This window comes from Paenirhizobium selenitireducens ATCC BAA-1503, from assembly GCF_000518785.1.
In the GTDB taxonomy this organism is placed as follows: domain Bacteria; phylum Pseudomonadota; class Alphaproteobacteria; order Rhizobiales; family Rhizobiaceae; genus Allorhizobium; species Allorhizobium selenitireducens.
Genome location: NZ_JAEG01000001.1, coordinates 470,351 through 485,758 on the forward strand (window position 1 = coordinate 470,351; position 15,408 = coordinate 485,758).

Below are 15,408 nucleotides of genomic sequence, written 5' to 3' on the forward strand. Positions count from 1 at the left end.
CACTACGGTACGGATGATGTGGGTGAAGGGTGGAAACCTTTGCCCTCAAGCCGGATGATGATAGGAAACGATCGTCATGCTCTTGATAAGGGGCGGTTCCGGCGGCGTATTCCGATGGAGATTTCATCTGGCGTGGCGGCAGGATGGGGTCCCCTTGAAAAGTTGTTTTGCCGGGCGCCCCGTCGCGAGCGACCAGGGGTGGCAGGCAGGACAGCTCAATAGGCTTGGTAACGAGGCGTAACCCTATGGCGAACAACAAGACGGTCGAGTCGATTGACGACAGCGCGTTCCAGGCGCTGGAAGCGGCTCTGAGGATCGATTTCGACGAACAGGAGACGCCGGCCGCCCGAGGCAGGCAGGCGTCAGACGCACCGGAGGCCAAAGTGTCCGAGTCCAGCAACCAGCGTCCTGCCGCTCCCAAGAAGTCGACCGAGCGTCGCCCGGCCCGCGGCGCCGACCTTGCGCCCGAAATGGCCCCAAAGGCGCCCGCCTTCGAACCCGCCAACGACGCATCCCGCCGCAACCCCGCTGCCATCATGAGGACGCTGGAAGGCGCCTCCATGCCCGGCGCCATGCGCAACGCGACGATCGTCTCGGTGCTGTGGATGCTCGGCGCCATCGGCCTCAGCCAGCTTCTCTACGGCACCGCCATATGGCAGGCGCCCACCGTCGCCGACGTCGTGGCCATGCCCGGCGTCGTTGCGATCTTCGTCGGCACGATCATTCCCGTCATGCTGTTCTTCGCTTTCGCCATCATGATGGCGCGTGCCCATGACCTGCGCAATGCGGCGCGGTCGATGGCAGAAGTCGCGCTGCGCCTTGCCGAACCGGAGACTATCGCCTCCGAACGCATCATGACGGTCGGCCAGGCCGTGCGTCGCGAAGTCTCGGCGATGAACGAAGGCATCGAGCGCACCATCGCCCGCGCCACCGAGCTCGAAACGCTGGTCCATTCCGAAGTCACCGCGCTCGAACGCAGCTACAGCGACAATGAGCTTCGCGTCCGCGGCCTCGTCCACGAACTCGGCTCCGAGCGCGACGCGATCGTCACTCACGCGGAACGCATTCGCAGTTCCATCGTCGGCGCCCACGACCAGCTGAAGGAAGAACTGTCGCTGGCGACCGAAGAGATCGCGGTCCGCCTCGCCACCTCCGGTGAGGCATTCGCGTCGCTGATCGACACTCGCGCCGCGGCCCTGATGGAAAAATCGGACGCCGCCGCAACCTCGATCGGCAGCCTGCTGTCGAGCAAGACCGAAAACCTCGTCCAGACGCTCAGCGCCTCGGGCATCTCGCTGGCCAGCGAGTTCGACACCCGCCTGCAGCAGCTCACCGGCACCCTGCAGCAGCGTGGCCGTGAACTGCTCGGCGAATTCGAGACCCGCGCCTCGACCCTCGACGCCAATACCGAAAAGCTCAACGCGGCGCTGAGCGAGCGCGCCCGCCAGCTCAACGAGACGCTGGCCGAACGCACCCGCGAAATCGCCGACAGCCTGACGAGCGGCGAACAGGGCATCACCAGCTCGCTCGACGAAGTACTGGCAAAACTGAATGCGACGCTCGACGACAAGGGCGCCGCCTTCCGCCACAGCCTGCAATCGAGCGCCGACGACGCCATCGTCGACCTCGACCTGCGCTCCGGCCTGTTCGAGGATCGCCTGCAGGCGACCATCGGCCTGGTCAACTCGGCCTTCGACGAGCGCGTCGCTGAATTCGCCAGCGCCTTCGACCAGCGCGCCGGTTCGCTCGACAGCAAGCTGATGGAAAGCCTTGCCCGCATCAACGAGACCGTCACCGGCGGTTCCGAGGCGATCGACGGCATCCTCAATTCGAGCATCGAGCGCCTCGGCTCGACGCTGACCGACCAGTCCTTCGCGCTGGCCACGGCGGTCGGCACGGGCCAGGAACTGATCGACGACGCTCTGTCTACCCGCGCCCAGGAAATCGCCGACGCCATGTCCGCCCGCGCCCTTGCGCTGAGCGAGAGCCTGGAGAACGCCCACAAGCGCATCGATGCCGTCATGGAAGAACGCGGTGGAGCACTCTATTCCGCCCTTTCCGACAACCAGAACCGCTTCGAGGAAACCCTGTCCAGCCGCGCCGAGACCATCGTCAATGCGCTGGCGGGCAACCAGGATCGCTTCGCCGAGACCCTCGACAGCAAGGCCCGCGAGATCGCCGATACGCTGGCCAGCGGCCAGCAACGCCTCGACCAGACGCTGGAAGGCCGTGCATCGACCCTGATCGAAGCCGTGTCCGGAACCGAGAGCCGCCTCGCCGAGGCACTCGACCGCCGCACCGCGACGATCATCGAAACCGTGGCTGACGCCGACCAGCGCCTCGAAGCCGCCTTCGCCGACAAGGCCGAAGCGATCCGCAGCGCCTACAGCGAAAACCAGGACCGCCTCGACCTGTCGCTGGCCGGTCATGCCGCCTACCTCGCCTCCACGCTGGAGCAGGCCGGCGAGCAGCTCGAAAAGTCGCTTGGCGAGGGCACCAGCCGGATCGGCGAAACCATGGCGTCCGGCCTTTCCGGCATTGGCGACACGATGGCTTCGGGTCTTGCCGGCATCGACGGCAAGCTCTCCGATACCCATGAACGCATCCGCGCAACGCTGGAAGAACGCGGCAATGCGATCGACCTGACGCTGCGCTCGGCCCAGGAGCAGCTGGACGGCACTCTCGCCGAACAGGGTGCCGCGATCGGCGCTTCGATCGCCGCTTCCACCGGCATGCTGGAAATGACGCTGGAGGAGCGCGAGGAAGCGCTGCGCCGCGCCATCGACGAAAGCGGCAAGGCGCTCGACGAACGCCTGCGCGGCACGGCCGGTGCGCTGACCAGCCAGATCGGCGAAGCCGCCAGCGAAATCACCCGTACGGCGCAGGATTTTTCGGGTCGCATCGAACAGTCGGTCGGCGGCATGGCGAACCGTATCGACGATACCAGCACCCGCATCGAGGTCAGCCTCGAAACCCTCGAGGAGCGGATCAAGAACGGCCTTGACGGTGTCGATACGCGCATCGGCGATGCCGGTGAGAAATTCGCCGGCCGCCTGACCGAGAAGGTCTCCGATCTCGAGCGGGTCGGAAGCGATGCCGTGGAGCGCGTCTCGCGCGTGCTCGATGACGGCGCAACCAAGGTTGCCGAGACCTTCGACAGCCGCACCGCCCAGATCGACGAACGCCTGTCGACCATGGACCGCGCCCTCAATATCGGCCTCGACAACGTCAACCGCACGATCGAGGGCAAGGCCGCCGGCCTCGCCGCCGCGTTGCGTGGCGCCGTTGCCGATGCCGCCCGCGACCTCGACGGCGAAGCCCAGCGCTCCGTCGAACTGCTCAACCAGACGGGCGCCCAGTTTGCCGAGCGGATCGGCGAACGCAGCGCCGAACTCAGCCGCACGGTCGAGGAGAAGTCCGAAGACCTCGCCAACCGCATTTCCGAAACGCAGACCCGCCTTGCCGGCCAGGCAGCGGCCGTGGCCCAGACCTTCGCCGAAGCCGGCGACGTCATCGCCAACAAGGTGGCGGAAGCGGAAGCCCTCGTCGGCAGCCAGATCTCGGCGCTGTCGGGTACACTCTCGGATGCCGGCTCGGCACTCGAGGCCCGGGCAACCGCGATCCGAGAGCAGCTTTCCGGCAATACCGCAGAAATCACCTCGACCATGGATGCCGTCGAAAAGGCGCTCGAAGCGCGCGGCAACACCATTCGCACGGTGCTCGACGAGCGAACCCGCGAACTCAACTCGATGCTCGCATCCCGCTCGGCCGAACTGTCGCGCCTAATCGACGAGAAGGCGGCCCCGCTGGTCGCCGACTATGCCGAGACCGGCCGCACGGCCGCGGAGCGGATCGCCGAGGCAGCGGCACTGAGCACCGAACGCCTGCGTGCCGAGAACAATGCGATCGTCGATGCGATCGGCTACCGGGCCGACAAGGCGGCCGAGACCATCAATGCGGCCGAGACGAGCCTGACGCAAAGCGCCGGACGCCTGATCGATCGCCTGAGCGAAAGCAATTCGGGCCTCGCCAACATGATCGAGCAGGTGGCCGCCAATATCGTGGCTGCCGATGGCCAGCTTGGCCAGACGACCGAGCGCTTCGCCGCAACCACGTCCAAGGCCGCCGACCTGCTGCAGACCTCCGGTCGCCTGCTCGATGGCAAGCTCGAGCGGCTGGCCGCCGTCTCCGGCGAGACCCTGTCGCAGGTCACCTCGATCGTCGGCCGCTTCGGCGATCACTCGAAGGTCCTGAGCCAGGCCTCCGACCTTCTTTCCGCCGCCCAGTCGAACCTTGTCGGCACCCTCGAGGAACGCCAGCAGGCGCTCCGCGATCTCGCCGTCGGCCTCGTCAAGCGCTCGGAAGAGATCGAGACGACGATGCAGAACCTCGGCAACATGGTCGACAGCGCATTCGAGCGCGCCGAACAGCGGTCGGGGCAGGTCGCAGGCAACCTGCGCCAGAGCATCCAGACCTCCTTTGCCGACATCGGCAAGATCCTGTCCGAGACGGAAAAGCAGGCGCTCTCCACCGCCGGCAACATGCGCGGTGCGCTGATGTCGGCTGGCGAAGACGCCAACCGCGCCATCGAGAAGACCCTGTCGGAAGCCGAGAAGCGTTCGGGCGACCTCGCCGACCGTCTGCGCGGCGGGCTCACCGCATCGCTATCGGACGTCGACAAGCTGCTCGGCGAAGCCGGGCGCAAGTCCGACGGTGCCGCCAACCATCTGCGCGAAGCCATGCGCCAGGCGGTCGAGGAAGCGGTCACCCGCTTTGCAGGCGCGACCGACGAGATCCGCCGCTCGGCCCAGGACATCCGCAAGGAACTGGACATGACCCGCAGCGAGCTGAAGCGTGGGGCGTTCGACCTGCCGGAAGAGGCCAAGGAAAGCGCTGCCGCCATGCGCCGTGCCGTGTCCGAGCAGATCAAGGCGCTGCAGGACATCTCGCAGCTCGTCGGCCGTTCGACCCAGGTCCTGGAAATCTCCGAGCCTGTCGCCCGCAAGCTGGCCGAAGCAAAGCCCGTCGAGGCACCGAGAAGGCCCCCTGCGCCCGCTCCGGCTCCCGTCGTCGCCCAGCAGCCTGCGCCGGCACCTGTCGTGGCCCCCGCTCCAGTACCGGCACCGGCACCGGCCCGCGCGATGGAGCCGCTTGGCCTGCGCGGCAGCATCAATCCATCGACCGCCCCTGCTCCCTCTGCAGGCGGCGTATCCGGCGGATGGATCAGCGACCTGCTGCGCGGCGCCTCGCGCGACGAGCATGAGGAAGCGGTCGCGGCACCCGCTCCGCGCGCGCCCGCACCCCGTCCGGCCGCCGAGGCCCCGGCCGCACCGCGCCAGGCCGACACCCGCAATCCGCGCCACATGGTGGAATCGCTGAACTCGCTGTCGGTGGACATCGCCCGCGCCATCGACCACGACGCATCGGTCGATCTGTGGCGCCGCTACCAGCGTGGCGAGCGCGACGTCTTCACCCGCCGGCTCTATACGCTGAAGGGCCAGCAGACCTTCGACGAGATCAAGCGCAAGTATGACCGCGAACCGGAGTTCCGCGTCGCCGTCGACCGCTACATCGCCGACTTCGAAAAGCTGCTCGGCGACGTCGCCCGCACCGACCGCGACAAGACCGTCACCCAGTCCTACCTGACCTCCGATACCGGCAAGGTCTACACCATGCTGGCCCATGCCGCAGGTCGGTTCAGCTGAGACCGGAACGCCGGCGGGTTACCGCCGGCCGTTGACGGATAGGACGTAGAAAGACAAGAGCCCCGGCGCCTCAATGGCCCGGGGCTCTTTCTTGTTTCTCGCGTATGAGGCACCGAACGACCGGGTCCCCGGCTGCTGCCCTTAGATCTGGGTCAGCGTCCAGGCGACGATTTCCGCACTCACCCGGCCGAAGGCCCGGTCCATGGCGCGGATATAGGCCTCGTTGGACGAGCCCGACGCCGGCTCGCTGGCGCTGAACACCTTCTGCGCCTTGACTGCGCCGTTGCGGTCGTTGAGCAGCTTGACGGAGATCTCGACGATCCCGCGGTCGCCACCGACCGTGTCGATCTCGAAGGCTCGCACATCGGTGATCAGCTGGTAGTCGATGGCCAGACCCTGGCCGGGCTTGCCGACGCCGTCCAGCTTGCCGGTGTTCTCGAAGGTTTCGACCAGCTTGGCCTGAACCATCCGGGTCAGCTTGTCGCTCCACTGCGAGTTCGACAGATAGCGGATCTCGGAGGGCGAGACGCGCACCAGCACCTGCTCGCTGTCCAACGCCTTCAACGCCGACGGATCGGCGACCAGCAGCTGGCGGCTGCGGGCCGGCGCGCTGCTCTTGACGTCGGGTGCCGCCGTGATGTCGAACGTATCGTTCGCCGCCTTCGACCCGCAGGACGACAGACCCGCGACCAGCAGCGGCACGAGGATCGCCGCCCTCATTGCCGTCGTGCAACGCGCCATGCTAGCGGCTCCGCCCATGTGACCCCTGCCCCTTCCCGTCCTGTTCGTCATCGTCTCGTCCGCCCGTCAAACTGCTTGACGTTGTCGCCGCCGAACAGCAGCCGCTGCGGATCATTGTCGAAATTTGTAATCGCGTCGTTCAGACCGCGCACCGTCTGGCGCGTATCGGTGACCAGCGACTGGATGTCCCTGAGCCCGGTATTGGAGAAGCGCGCCAGATTGTCGGCGATCGGGCCGATCTTGGAATTCAGGTTGTCGGCGGCACCGCGGATCGATTGCAGCGTCTTGCGCGCCTCGGCGCTCAGTGAATTCGCCTCGCCGGAACCGAGGAAGGAATCGACCTTCTTCAGGATGCCGTCGATCTGGTCCGATGCATTGTTCAGCTTGTTGGAAAGCTGGGTGAAGTCGGTGATCGCCTGGTCGATGTCCTGGGTGCGATCGGTAATGCTCTGGCTAAGATCCTTGAAGCCGCTGATCGCTTCGCGCGCATCGGCGGATGCGACCGAGACATCGTCCATCACCTGGGTGATCTTCTGGGAATCGACCGCGGCGATCACCGCATCGACCCTGCCCAGCGTCCTGTCGGCATTCTCGCCGAACTTCTGGAAGGTCGCAGCCGTGTCGCGGAAGGTCTCGATCGCCGGGCCGATCGTATCCGAGGCGTCGGCGAAATTGCCGGTGAACGCCTCGGTATTGGTGAGAATCTGGTCGATCTTGTCCGAATTGAGCGCCTTGAACAGGCTCTCGGCCGCCCCGAGCGTCGAGTCGAGCCGGCCCGACAGGCCGGAGACCGAGTCCGACAGCGCGCTGACGCTTTGCAGGAACGTGTCGATGCCATCGGCATTGTCGGCCAGCGACTTGGAGAAGGTCTCGGCATTCTTGACGGTATTGGTCAGCGGATCGCGGGCATCGGTGAGGAAGCCCTGCAACTGGCCGATCGCATCGTCGGCACGCTTCAGGATCTTGTCGGCGGTCGCCAGAAGGTTGGTGACGCTCGACTGATCGGCGAGCAATACCGCCGGCTCACCGGTGGCGATCGCCTTCTCGAGAATATTGGCGTCCCCCGCATTACCGCCGGACAGTTCGATATAGGCCGCCCCGGTCAGGCCCTGAATCTCGAGCACCGCCTTGGTCGAGGCGGTGACGGGAGCGTCGGCCCGAACCTCGGTGAAAGCCACCGAGAACTGCGGATCTTCCTTGTCGATGTAGAGGCTGCGCACCGAGCCGACGGCGATGCCGTTGAAGCGCACCGGCGAACCGATGCTCAGGCCGTTGGCCGAGCCCGGGATGCGGATGGCCAGCGGCGCGAGCGTCCCGCCACGGCCGTACTCCGCCATCCAGTAGACGAAGCCGAAGGCGGCCGCGATGACGAGCATCGTGAAAAAGCCGACGATCGCATAATTGGCTTTGGTTTCCATCAGTCAGTCACTCTACCGGATACCACCGGGTCGCCCCGGCGAGGAATGGAACGGGCCCGCTTGCCCCTGAAATAGGATTTGACCCACGGATCGTCGCTGGCGAGCATATCTTCTAAGGTGCCTTCGACCAAGACTCGCTTTTGTCCCAGAACAGCAATGCGGTCGCAGACCGAAAACAGGCTGTCGAGGTCATGGGTGACCATATAGACGGTCAATCCCAGCGTGTCGCGCAGTCTCGCGATCAACTCGTCGAATTCCGCGGCCCCGATCGGGTCGAGGCCGGACGTCGGCTCGTCGAGGAAGACCAGATCCGGGTCGAGCGCCAGCGCGCGCGCCAGTGCCGCGCGTTTGATCATGCCCCCGGACAATTCCGACGGATACTTGTCCGCCGCATCCGGGTCGAGGCCGACCAGATCCAGTTTGAGATAGGCAAGCTCATCCATCAGCCACTTCGGCAGGTCGAGATATTCACGCATCGGCAGCTGGATGTTCTCCTTCACGGTCAGCGCCGAAAACAGCGCACCGTGCTGGAACAAGACGCCCAGCCGCGTGTCGAGTTCCATCCGCGTGCGCTCATCCACCGTATTATAGTCGGAACCCAGGATTTCGATCGCGCCCGAGCGGCGCGGCAGCAGCCGCAGGACCGTGCGCATCAGCACCGACTTGCCGGCACCGGACGCGCCGACGAAACCGAGAATTTCGCCGCGATAGATGTCGAGGTCGAGATTGTCGAGAACGACCTTGCTGCCGAAGGCGACCGTCAGGCCCTTGACCGACAGCACCTTCTCGCGCTCGTTGTTGTCCACCGCCTCGGTCTCCGTGTTCACGCCCGCCACCTCAGAAGTCGATTGCCGAGTAGAAGATCGCGAACAGCGCATCCACCAGGATCACGACGAAGATCGCCTTCACCACCGCCGCCGTGACATGTCGTCCGAGAGACTCGGCGCTGCCACCGACCTTCATGCCCTCGACTGCGGACACGATGCCGATGATCAGGGCCATGAAGGGTGCCTTGATCATGCCGGACGCCACGGTCGAGTAGTCGATCGCATCATGCAGACGCGTGGTGAACACGTCGAAGGTGATGTCGGAGTAGCTCCAGGCGACCACGGAGGCGCCATAGAGCGCCGAGAAATTGGCGATGATGGTCAGCAGTGGCAGCACGACGGTCAGGGCCACCAGACGGGGAAACACCAGGACGCCGATCGGATTGAGACCGATTACCTTCAGGGCATCGATCTCCTCGCGCATCTTCATCGAGCCGATCTCGGCCGTGATCGCGCTGCCGGAACGGCCGGCGATCATGATCGCCGTCAGCAGAACGCCGATCTCGCGCAACTGAAGAATGCCGACAAGGTCGACGACGAAGATCTCGGCGCCGAAATAGCGCAGCTGGAATGCGCCCTGCTGTGCAATGATCGCCCCGATCAGGAAGGACATCAGCATGATGATCGGCACCGCCCGGACACCCATGTGATCCATCTGGGTGACCACAGAGGCCGGAGAGATGCCGCTGCCGCGTCCGAGTTTGGTCTGCGCACCGTGCACGGCAGAGCCGAGCACGAACATCATCGCCACCACGTCGAACCAGAGATCGACAATCGCCTTGCCGACCGGTGCGAACAGCCGCTCGAACAGTGGCCCCTTGGCAGGAGGCGGGGCCGGATGCTTGACGTCTTCCGGCAGGACCCGCAGCAGTTCGCGCATCGCCGGGGTGCCGCCGGTCAGCTTGATGTCGCCACCCGCTTTCTGGCGGGCGGCGACGAAGCGGCGGACCAGCCAGGCGCCTGCCATGTCCATTTCCGAAACCGCGTTGAGATCGACCTCGATCGGCCGGGTGCCGTCCACCGGAACGAGGCGCCCATTGTTCTGCAGCAAGGTGCCGAGGCTGTTGTTGCGCCAGGCGCCGGACAGCCGGATGCGATGCCCCTCGCCCGGCAAATCGTCGATATCAATCGCGGCGCTCTCTGGGTGTACCGACTTCAAGGTTCTGACAACTTCCACGCATTGCGCCACACGGGCTCAGCCAAATCGTCTTGCCAGCGCAAATCACTCAAGCGCGCAGTATAACGAGCCGGGCCGGCAATGAAATCCTTAAGGAAGCGTTTATCGCCGCGCGTCACCATGAAGACACACGCGCCGCGGCCAGACCCGGCAGACATACGAATTCGCGTCGAGGCTAAGCCGCCTGGACGTCCTTCGCATTCGCCACTTCGGCGGTGATCGCCACGGCTGTCGCGCGGGGCGGCGCAAGGGCGGCGATCTTCTTGGCGGAGGCACCGATCAGATGGCCCCAGGAGATCAGCTCGAAGCGCCCGTCGAAATGCTCGACGATCGCCGTGCAGCTTTCCACCCAGTCGCCGGTATTGACGTAATGGATGCCGTCTATGTCTTCCATCACCGCATGGTGGATATGGCCGCAGATCACGCCATCCACGTCGTTGCGTCGGGCCTCCTCGGCGACGACGCGCTGGAATTCGCCGATGAAATTGACGGCCTGCTTCACCTGCAGCTTGGCCCAGGCGGAGAACGACCAATAGGGCATGCCGAGGCGGCGACGAACCGCGGCCAGCAGGATATTGATGTTGATCGCCATGTCGTAGGCCCAGTCGCCGAGATAGGCGACGAGGCGGGCATTGCGCACCACGACGTCGAATTCGTCACCGTGCAGAACGAGATATCGCTTGCCGTCGGCGGTCTCGTGGATCATCCGTTCGGCGACTTCGATGCCGCCGAAATGGGTGCCGGGAAAGCCGCGCAGAAATTCGTCATGATTGCCGGGAATGTAGACGATCCGGGTGCCCTTGCGCGCCTTGCGCAACAGCTTCTGGACGACGTCATTGCAGTCCTGCGGCCAGTACCAGCTGCGCTTCAGCCGCCAGCCGTCGACGATGTCGCCGACGAGAAAGATGGTCTCGGCCTCGTGGGTGCGCAGGAAATCGAGCAGGAAGTCCGCCTTGGCCGCCTTCGAGCCGAGATGCACGTCGGAAATGAACAGGGTTCTGAAGTGACGGATTTCCGAATCTGTATTCACGGTCATGGGCCTCTCGCTTGACGAGCCTTCGCCCCATCCAAAACCAGACTCGTGTTTCAGGATGATGACAGGCCGGCCCGCCAGCGGGTAGCGAACGGAAAACCGCCTATTGCTGGACCAGTTCGGGCAGTTCCAGACGGGCGATCTCGCCCGCCTCGGCGCGATCGACGCCGAGAGATACGAGAATAAGCTCGGCCACTTCGCTGCCCGCCTCACGCCAGCTCTTGTAGCCCTCCAGCACCAGCATCATGCCCGACAAGGTCGCGCCACCGATGATCGCGACCATGGAGGTGACCTGCTCCGGGCCGATGGCATAGCGACCATTGCCGATCGCCTTGACGATCTCTTCCGTCGACGATGCGGTCAGCAGTCCGCGCAGCGACTTGTTGCTGAAGCCGAACTGCACGATGAAGCGGCCCCATTGCGGCTCCTCATGCGCCCGGCGCAGGAAGAGGCGGATGCCGCAGGACAGCCGGCGCGCCGGATCGGCGATCTCGACGATGCTGACCCGCACCCGTTCCTGCATCTCGCAGGCGAGATCGCCCGCGACCTCCTCGAACAGCCGGTCGGGATTGGGCACGGCATTGTAGATCGTGCCGCGCGCCACGCCCGCCTCCTCGGCGAGATCGCTCACATTGACCCGGTTCGCGCCCAACCGCGCGAAAAGACGCATCGCCGCCTCATGGATGCGACACTGAACTCCAGACTTCACGGCCGACTCCCTTCAGAACTTCCTACTCGTAGCGCACCGGGCGCCTACAAGCCAAGACCCACATAAATTTTCTAGGGCAACAACGTTGACATTTGAACATAAGTGTTCAATATGAGCCATGAAAGTTCAGACCCCCAAACGACAGGCCACTGAGAGCCGCCGCGCGGGACATCCACCAGGAGAACAGATCGTGGAAAAGATACTCGTCGCCCTGCTTGTCGCCACAACGCTTGCCGGCTGCTCGCAAACAACCCGTCCGGCGGACGAAAAAAAGACCGCCTGCGCCTATGCCGGCCTGTCCGACGAAGAATGCGCGAAGTCGAAGTTCGGCTATCGCGGTGCGACGGCGCCCTCCATCGCTTCTCCCTCAACCTGAGACCCAGCCCCCGTCTTTGCTGGATCTGAGGCAAGCCCGGCGCTCCCCCGCCGGGCTTTTTCACGTGCCCGGCAACGGCTCAGCCCGACAAAATCGGTGAGGAGGGCGGCGAAGTACTCCCAGTCCCGTTCATTTGGTGTATGCAGGAACGCAATCCAAAGGAAAAGCGGACACGGGAAAGCATGGATACCAAGGACAAGAACAAGTCGCAGCCGACAACCGCCACGGCAGACCTCGACGAGCAGGCACTTTTCTACCATCGCTATCCGCGACCGGGGAAACTGGAAATCCAGGCGACGAAGCCGCTCGGCAACCAGCGCGACCTCGCGCTCGCCTACTCGCCCGGCGTGGCGGCGCCTTGTCTTGCCATCCGCGATGAACCTGAACTGGCGGCGGAATATACCGCCCGCGCCAACCTGGTCGCCGTCATCTCCAACGGCACGGCCGTGCTCGGGCTCGGCAATATCGGGCCGCTTGCCTCCAAGCCGGTGATGGAAGGCAAGGCCGTCCTGTTCAAGAAGTTCGCCGGCATCGACGTCTTCGACATCGAAATCGACGCACTCACCGTCGATGCCATGGTCTCGACCATCTCGGCGCTCGAACCGACCTTCGGCGGCATCAATCTCGAGGACATCAAGTCGCCGGAATGCTTCGAGGTCGAGCAGCAGCTGCGCGACAAGATGAACATCCCGGTCTTCCATGATGACCAGCACGGAACGGCGATCATCGTCGCCGCCGCGATCCTCAACGGCCTGGAACTGGCCGGCAAGAAGATCGAGGACGTCAAGATCGTCGCCTCCGGCGCCGGCGCTGCAGCCCTCGCCTGCCTCAATCTCCTGGTCATCCTCGGCGCTCGGCGCGAGAACATCTGGGTCAACGACATCGAGGGTCTGGTCTATATCGGCCGCGAAGTGCTGATGGACCGCTGGAAGTCGATCTACGCCCAGGACAGCGACAAGCGCACGCTTGCCGAATCGATCGACGGCGCCGACGTCTTCCTCGGCCTGTCGGCCGCCGGCGTGCTGAAGCCGGAACTGCTGGCGAAGATGGCGGAAAAGCCGCTCATCATGGCGCTCGCCAACCCGACGCCGGAAATCATGCCCGATCTTGCACGCGCCGCGCGCCCTGACGCGATGATCTGCACCGGCCGCTCCGACTTCCCCAACCAGGTCAACAACGTCCTGTGCTTCCCCTACATCTTCCGTGGCGCGCTCGACTGCGGCGCAACAACGATCAACGAGGAGATGAAGATGGCCGCCGTGCGCGCCATCGCTGCGCTTGCCCGCGAGGAAGTCTCCGAGGTTGCCGCCCGCGCCTATTCCGGCGAATCACCGACCTTCGGGCCGAACTATCTCATCCCCTCGCCGTTCGACCCGCGCTTGATCCTGCGCATCGCGCCGGCTGTCGCCAAGGCGGCCGAGGAAAGCGGCGTGGCGCGCCGTCCCATCACCGATTACGATACCTATTTCGACCAGCTGAACCGCTTCGTCTTCCGCTCCGGCTTCGTCATGAAGCCGATCTTCGCGGCCGCGAAGAAGGCATCGAGCAAGCGTGTGATCTTCGCCGAGGGCGAGGACGAGCGCGTCCTGCGCGCCGCCCAGGTCTTGCTCGAGGAAGGCAGCGGCAAGCCGATCCTGATCGGCCGTCCGCACATCATCGAAAGCCGCCTGCAGCGCTTCGGCCTTCGCATCCGTCCAGGCGTCGATTTCGATCTGGTGAACCCCGAGGACGATCCGCGCTACCGCGAATATGTCGAGGACTATTTCGCCCTGGTCGGCCGGGCCGGCATCAACCCGGAAGCCGCCCGCACGATCGTGCGCACCAACAACACCGTGATCGGCGCGCTGGCCGTGCGCCGCGGTGACGCGGACGCCCTGATCTGCGGCGTCGAAGGCCGTTTCGACCGCCACCTGCGCGATGTCGCCCAGATCATCGGCAAGAAGCCGGGGGTGCGGGCCTTCTCCGGTCTCAGCCTGCTGATCTCGCAGCGCGGCGCGATCTTCTTCACCGACACCTTCGTCACCTACAACCCGTCCGCCGCCGAGATCGCCGAGATGACGATCCTCGCCGCCCAGGAAATCCGCCGTTTCGGCATCACGCCGCGGGCCGCGCTCGTGTCGCATTCGAATTTCGGCTCGCGCGATTCGGAAAGCGCCCGCAAGATGCGCGAAGCCCTGCAGTTGATCCGCGCCCAGGCGCCCGATCTGGAAGTCGATGGCGAGATGCAGGGTGGCTCGGCGCTCTCGGAGGCCTTGCGCAAGCGCGCCATGCCCGACAGCACGCTGACCGGCGAAGCCAATCTGCTGGTCTTCCCCAACCTCGATGCCGCCAATATTTCGCTCGGCATTGTCCGCACCATGATGGACGCGCTGCATGTCGGACCGATCCTGCTTGGTGCCGCCCTGCCCGCCCACGTGCTGTCGACCTCGGTCACCTCGCGCGGCGTGGTCAACATGGCCGCCCTTGCCGTCGTCGAAGCCGCACAGCCGGACTGACGACCGCACCCGCGCCTGTCCCGGCGCCTCCCGCAAACGCCCCGTCATCGACGGTGACGGGGCGCTCCACCAGACAAGCGCGCTATCCAAATTACCGGCTGGACATCGTGGCCTCCGACGAACACTCTTGCCCCATATTTTTGCAGGGTTTCAGGAATGACGGACCAGGGCGGCTACTTCGACCTGCTGGACTGGCTGCAAGACCAGAAGGTCGTGCGTCCGCTCCCGTTCTTCAGGCAGATGCAGGCCGCCTTCGGCATCGCCCACATCTTCTACATCGACGCCGTGTGCACGCCAGCAGGCATCAAAGCACACCGCTTGTGCCACACCTTCAGCGCCGCTGCGGTAAATGCGGTCAAGGCGCTCGGTCCCTCCGTCTTCGAACCTCCGCTCCGCCTGGCGCTGGCAGCGATCCGGCCGCTCGACTGGAACGTGCTCACGCAGGGCACCCCGGCCCGCGATGGCCTCGACCAGGTGGCCGAGCGCCTTGGCATCACGCCCTGCGGCGTCGCCTACCCGCTCCTCTCGCGCGAAGGCCGCCAGGCCATATTCGCGGTCCATATCGATGCCGAAGCCTGCGATTGGCACAGGTTTCGCCGGTCTCATGACCGCGACCTGCAGGCGCTCGCAATCGAATTTCATGCCTCGCTCCTCCACGGTAGCGAACCCGGCGGCGGCGTAAACGAGGCGGCACCCCGGCTGACGCGACGCGAGCGCCAGGCGCTCTACTGGGCGGCGGCCGGGAAGAGCTACTGGGAGACCGCCGTGATCCTCGGCATCACCGAGCGCACGGTTCGCTATTTCATGTCCAATGCGCGCCGCAAGCTCAATGTCGTGTCCAATACCCAGGCGGTCGCCGAGGCGGCCTGGCGCGGTCTTCTCCCGGGCTCCGACCTGCACTGAGCACCCCCGCCCGCTGCGGCGCAC

The 15,408-nt window shown here is 65.1% G+C and carries 10 protein-coding genes; 4 read left to right on the forward strand and 6 right to left on the reverse strand.

What is annotated here, in order from left to right:
* The first annotated feature begins 245 nt into the window (after nucleotides 1-245).
* Entirely contained in the window at nucleotides 246-5,705 is a 5,460-nt protein-coding gene (locus L867_RS0102325; RefSeq protein ID WP_028735389.1) for an apolipoprotein A-IV repeat region-like domain-containing protein, read from the forward strand.
* Nucleotides 5,706-5,846: 141 nt separating this feature from the next.
* Here the strand turns inward: L867_RS0102325 and L867_RS0102330 are convergent, their stop codons facing one another.
* The 6 genes from L867_RS0102330 to L867_RS0102355 all read right to left on the reverse strand — a co-directional run bounded on the left by L867_RS0102330 (nucleotide 5,847) and on the right by L867_RS0102355 (nucleotide 11,571).
* On the reverse strand, nucleotides 5,847-6,446 hold the full coding sequence (locus tag L867_RS0102330; protein WP_408605936.1) for an ABC-type transport auxiliary lipoprotein family protein: 600 nt from the start codon (nucleotides 6,444-6,446) through the stop codon (nucleotides 5,847-5,849).
* Nucleotides 6,447-6,493: 47 nt separating this feature from the next.
* Complete coding sequence (locus L867_RS0102335) at nucleotides 6,494-7,864, reverse strand: MlaD family protein (RefSeq protein WP_028735391.1); 1,371 nt, start codon at nucleotides 7,862-7,864, stop codon at nucleotides 6,494-6,496.
* A complete protein-coding gene (locus L867_RS24360) occupies nucleotides 7,864-8,691 on the reverse strand; it encodes an ABC transporter ATP-binding protein (protein WP_232363858.1) in 828 nt (275 codons plus the stop codon). Before L867_RS24360 ends, L867_RS0102335 begins: the two co-directional genes overlap by 1 nt.
* Before the next feature lie 10 nt (nucleotides 8,692-8,701).
* A complete protein-coding gene (locus L867_RS0102345) occupies nucleotides 8,702-9,850 on the reverse strand; it encodes an ABC transporter permease (protein WP_028735392.1) in 1,149 nt (382 codons plus the stop codon).
* 193 nt (nucleotides 9,851-10,043) lie between these two features.
* Nucleotides 10,044-10,904, reverse strand: a complete 861-nt coding sequence (locus L867_RS0102350) for a UDP-2,3-diacylglucosamine diphosphatase (protein ID WP_028735393.1) — start codon at nucleotides 10,902-10,904, stop codon at nucleotides 10,044-10,046.
* A gap of 100 nt (nucleotides 10,905-11,004) precedes the next feature.
* Entirely contained in the window at nucleotides 11,005-11,571 is a 567-nt protein-coding gene (locus L867_RS0102355; protein WP_051438766.1) for a TetR/AcrR family transcriptional regulator, read from the reverse strand.
* 229 nt (nucleotides 11,572-11,800) lie between these two features.
* Between L867_RS0102355 and L867_RS0102360 the strand changes: the two genes are divergently transcribed.
* The 3 genes from L867_RS0102360 (at nucleotide 11,801) to L867_RS0102370 (ending at nucleotide 15,384) form a co-directional block, all read left to right on the forward strand.
* Nucleotides 11,801-11,986 carry a hypothetical protein gene (locus tag L867_RS0102360; protein WP_028735395.1) on the forward strand — a complete coding sequence of 62 codons (186 nt, stop codon included), beginning with the start codon at nucleotides 11,801-11,803 and terminating at the stop codon, nucleotides 11,984-11,986.
* Nucleotides 11,987-12,168: 182 nt separating this feature from the next.
* Nucleotides 12,169-14,481 (forward strand): NADP-dependent malic enzyme, encoded by a 2,313-nt coding sequence (locus tag L867_RS0102365; protein ID WP_028735396.1) that lies wholly within the window; start codon nucleotides 12,169-12,171, stop codon nucleotides 14,479-14,481.
* 156 nt (nucleotides 14,482-14,637) lie between these two features.
* The gene (locus tag L867_RS0102370) at nucleotides 14,638-15,384 is read left to right on the forward strand and encodes a helix-turn-helix transcriptional regulator (protein ID WP_028735397.1); all 747 of its coding nucleotides are present in this window, start codon (nucleotides 14,638-14,640) and stop codon (nucleotides 15,382-15,384) included.
* The last annotated feature ends 24 nt before the right edge of the window (nucleotides 15,385-15,408 follow it).

What these genes read in the sequence shown, in the direction of transcription:
- L867_RS0102325 (WP_028735389.1), top strand. Translation starts at nt 246, where the DNA reads ATGGCGAACAACAAGACGGTCGAGTCGATTGACGACAGCGCGTTCCAG.
- L867_RS0102330 (WP_408605936.1), bottom strand. Translation starts at nt 6,446, where the DNA reads ATGGCGCGTTGCACGACGGCAATGAGGGCGGCGATCCTCGTGCCGCTG.
- L867_RS0102335 (WP_028735391.1), bottom strand. Translation starts at nt 7,864, where the DNA reads ATGGAAACCAAAGCCAATTATGCGATCGTCGGCTTTTTCACGATGCTC.
- L867_RS0102350 (WP_028735393.1), bottom strand. Translation starts at nt 10,904, where the DNA reads ATGACCGTGAATACAGATTCGGAAATCCGTCACTTCAGAACCCTGTTC.
- L867_RS0102355 (WP_051438766.1), bottom strand. Translation starts at nt 11,571, where the DNA reads ATGCGTCTTTTCGCGCGGTTGGGCGCGAACCGGGTCAATGTGAGCGAT.
- L867_RS0102365 (WP_028735396.1), top strand. Translation starts at nt 12,169, where the DNA reads ATGGATACCAAGGACAAGAACAAGTCGCAGCCGACAACCGCCACGGCA.
- L867_RS0102370 (WP_028735397.1), top strand. Translation starts at nt 14,638, where the DNA reads ATGACGGACCAGGGCGGCTACTTCGACCTGCTGGACTGGCTGCAAGAC.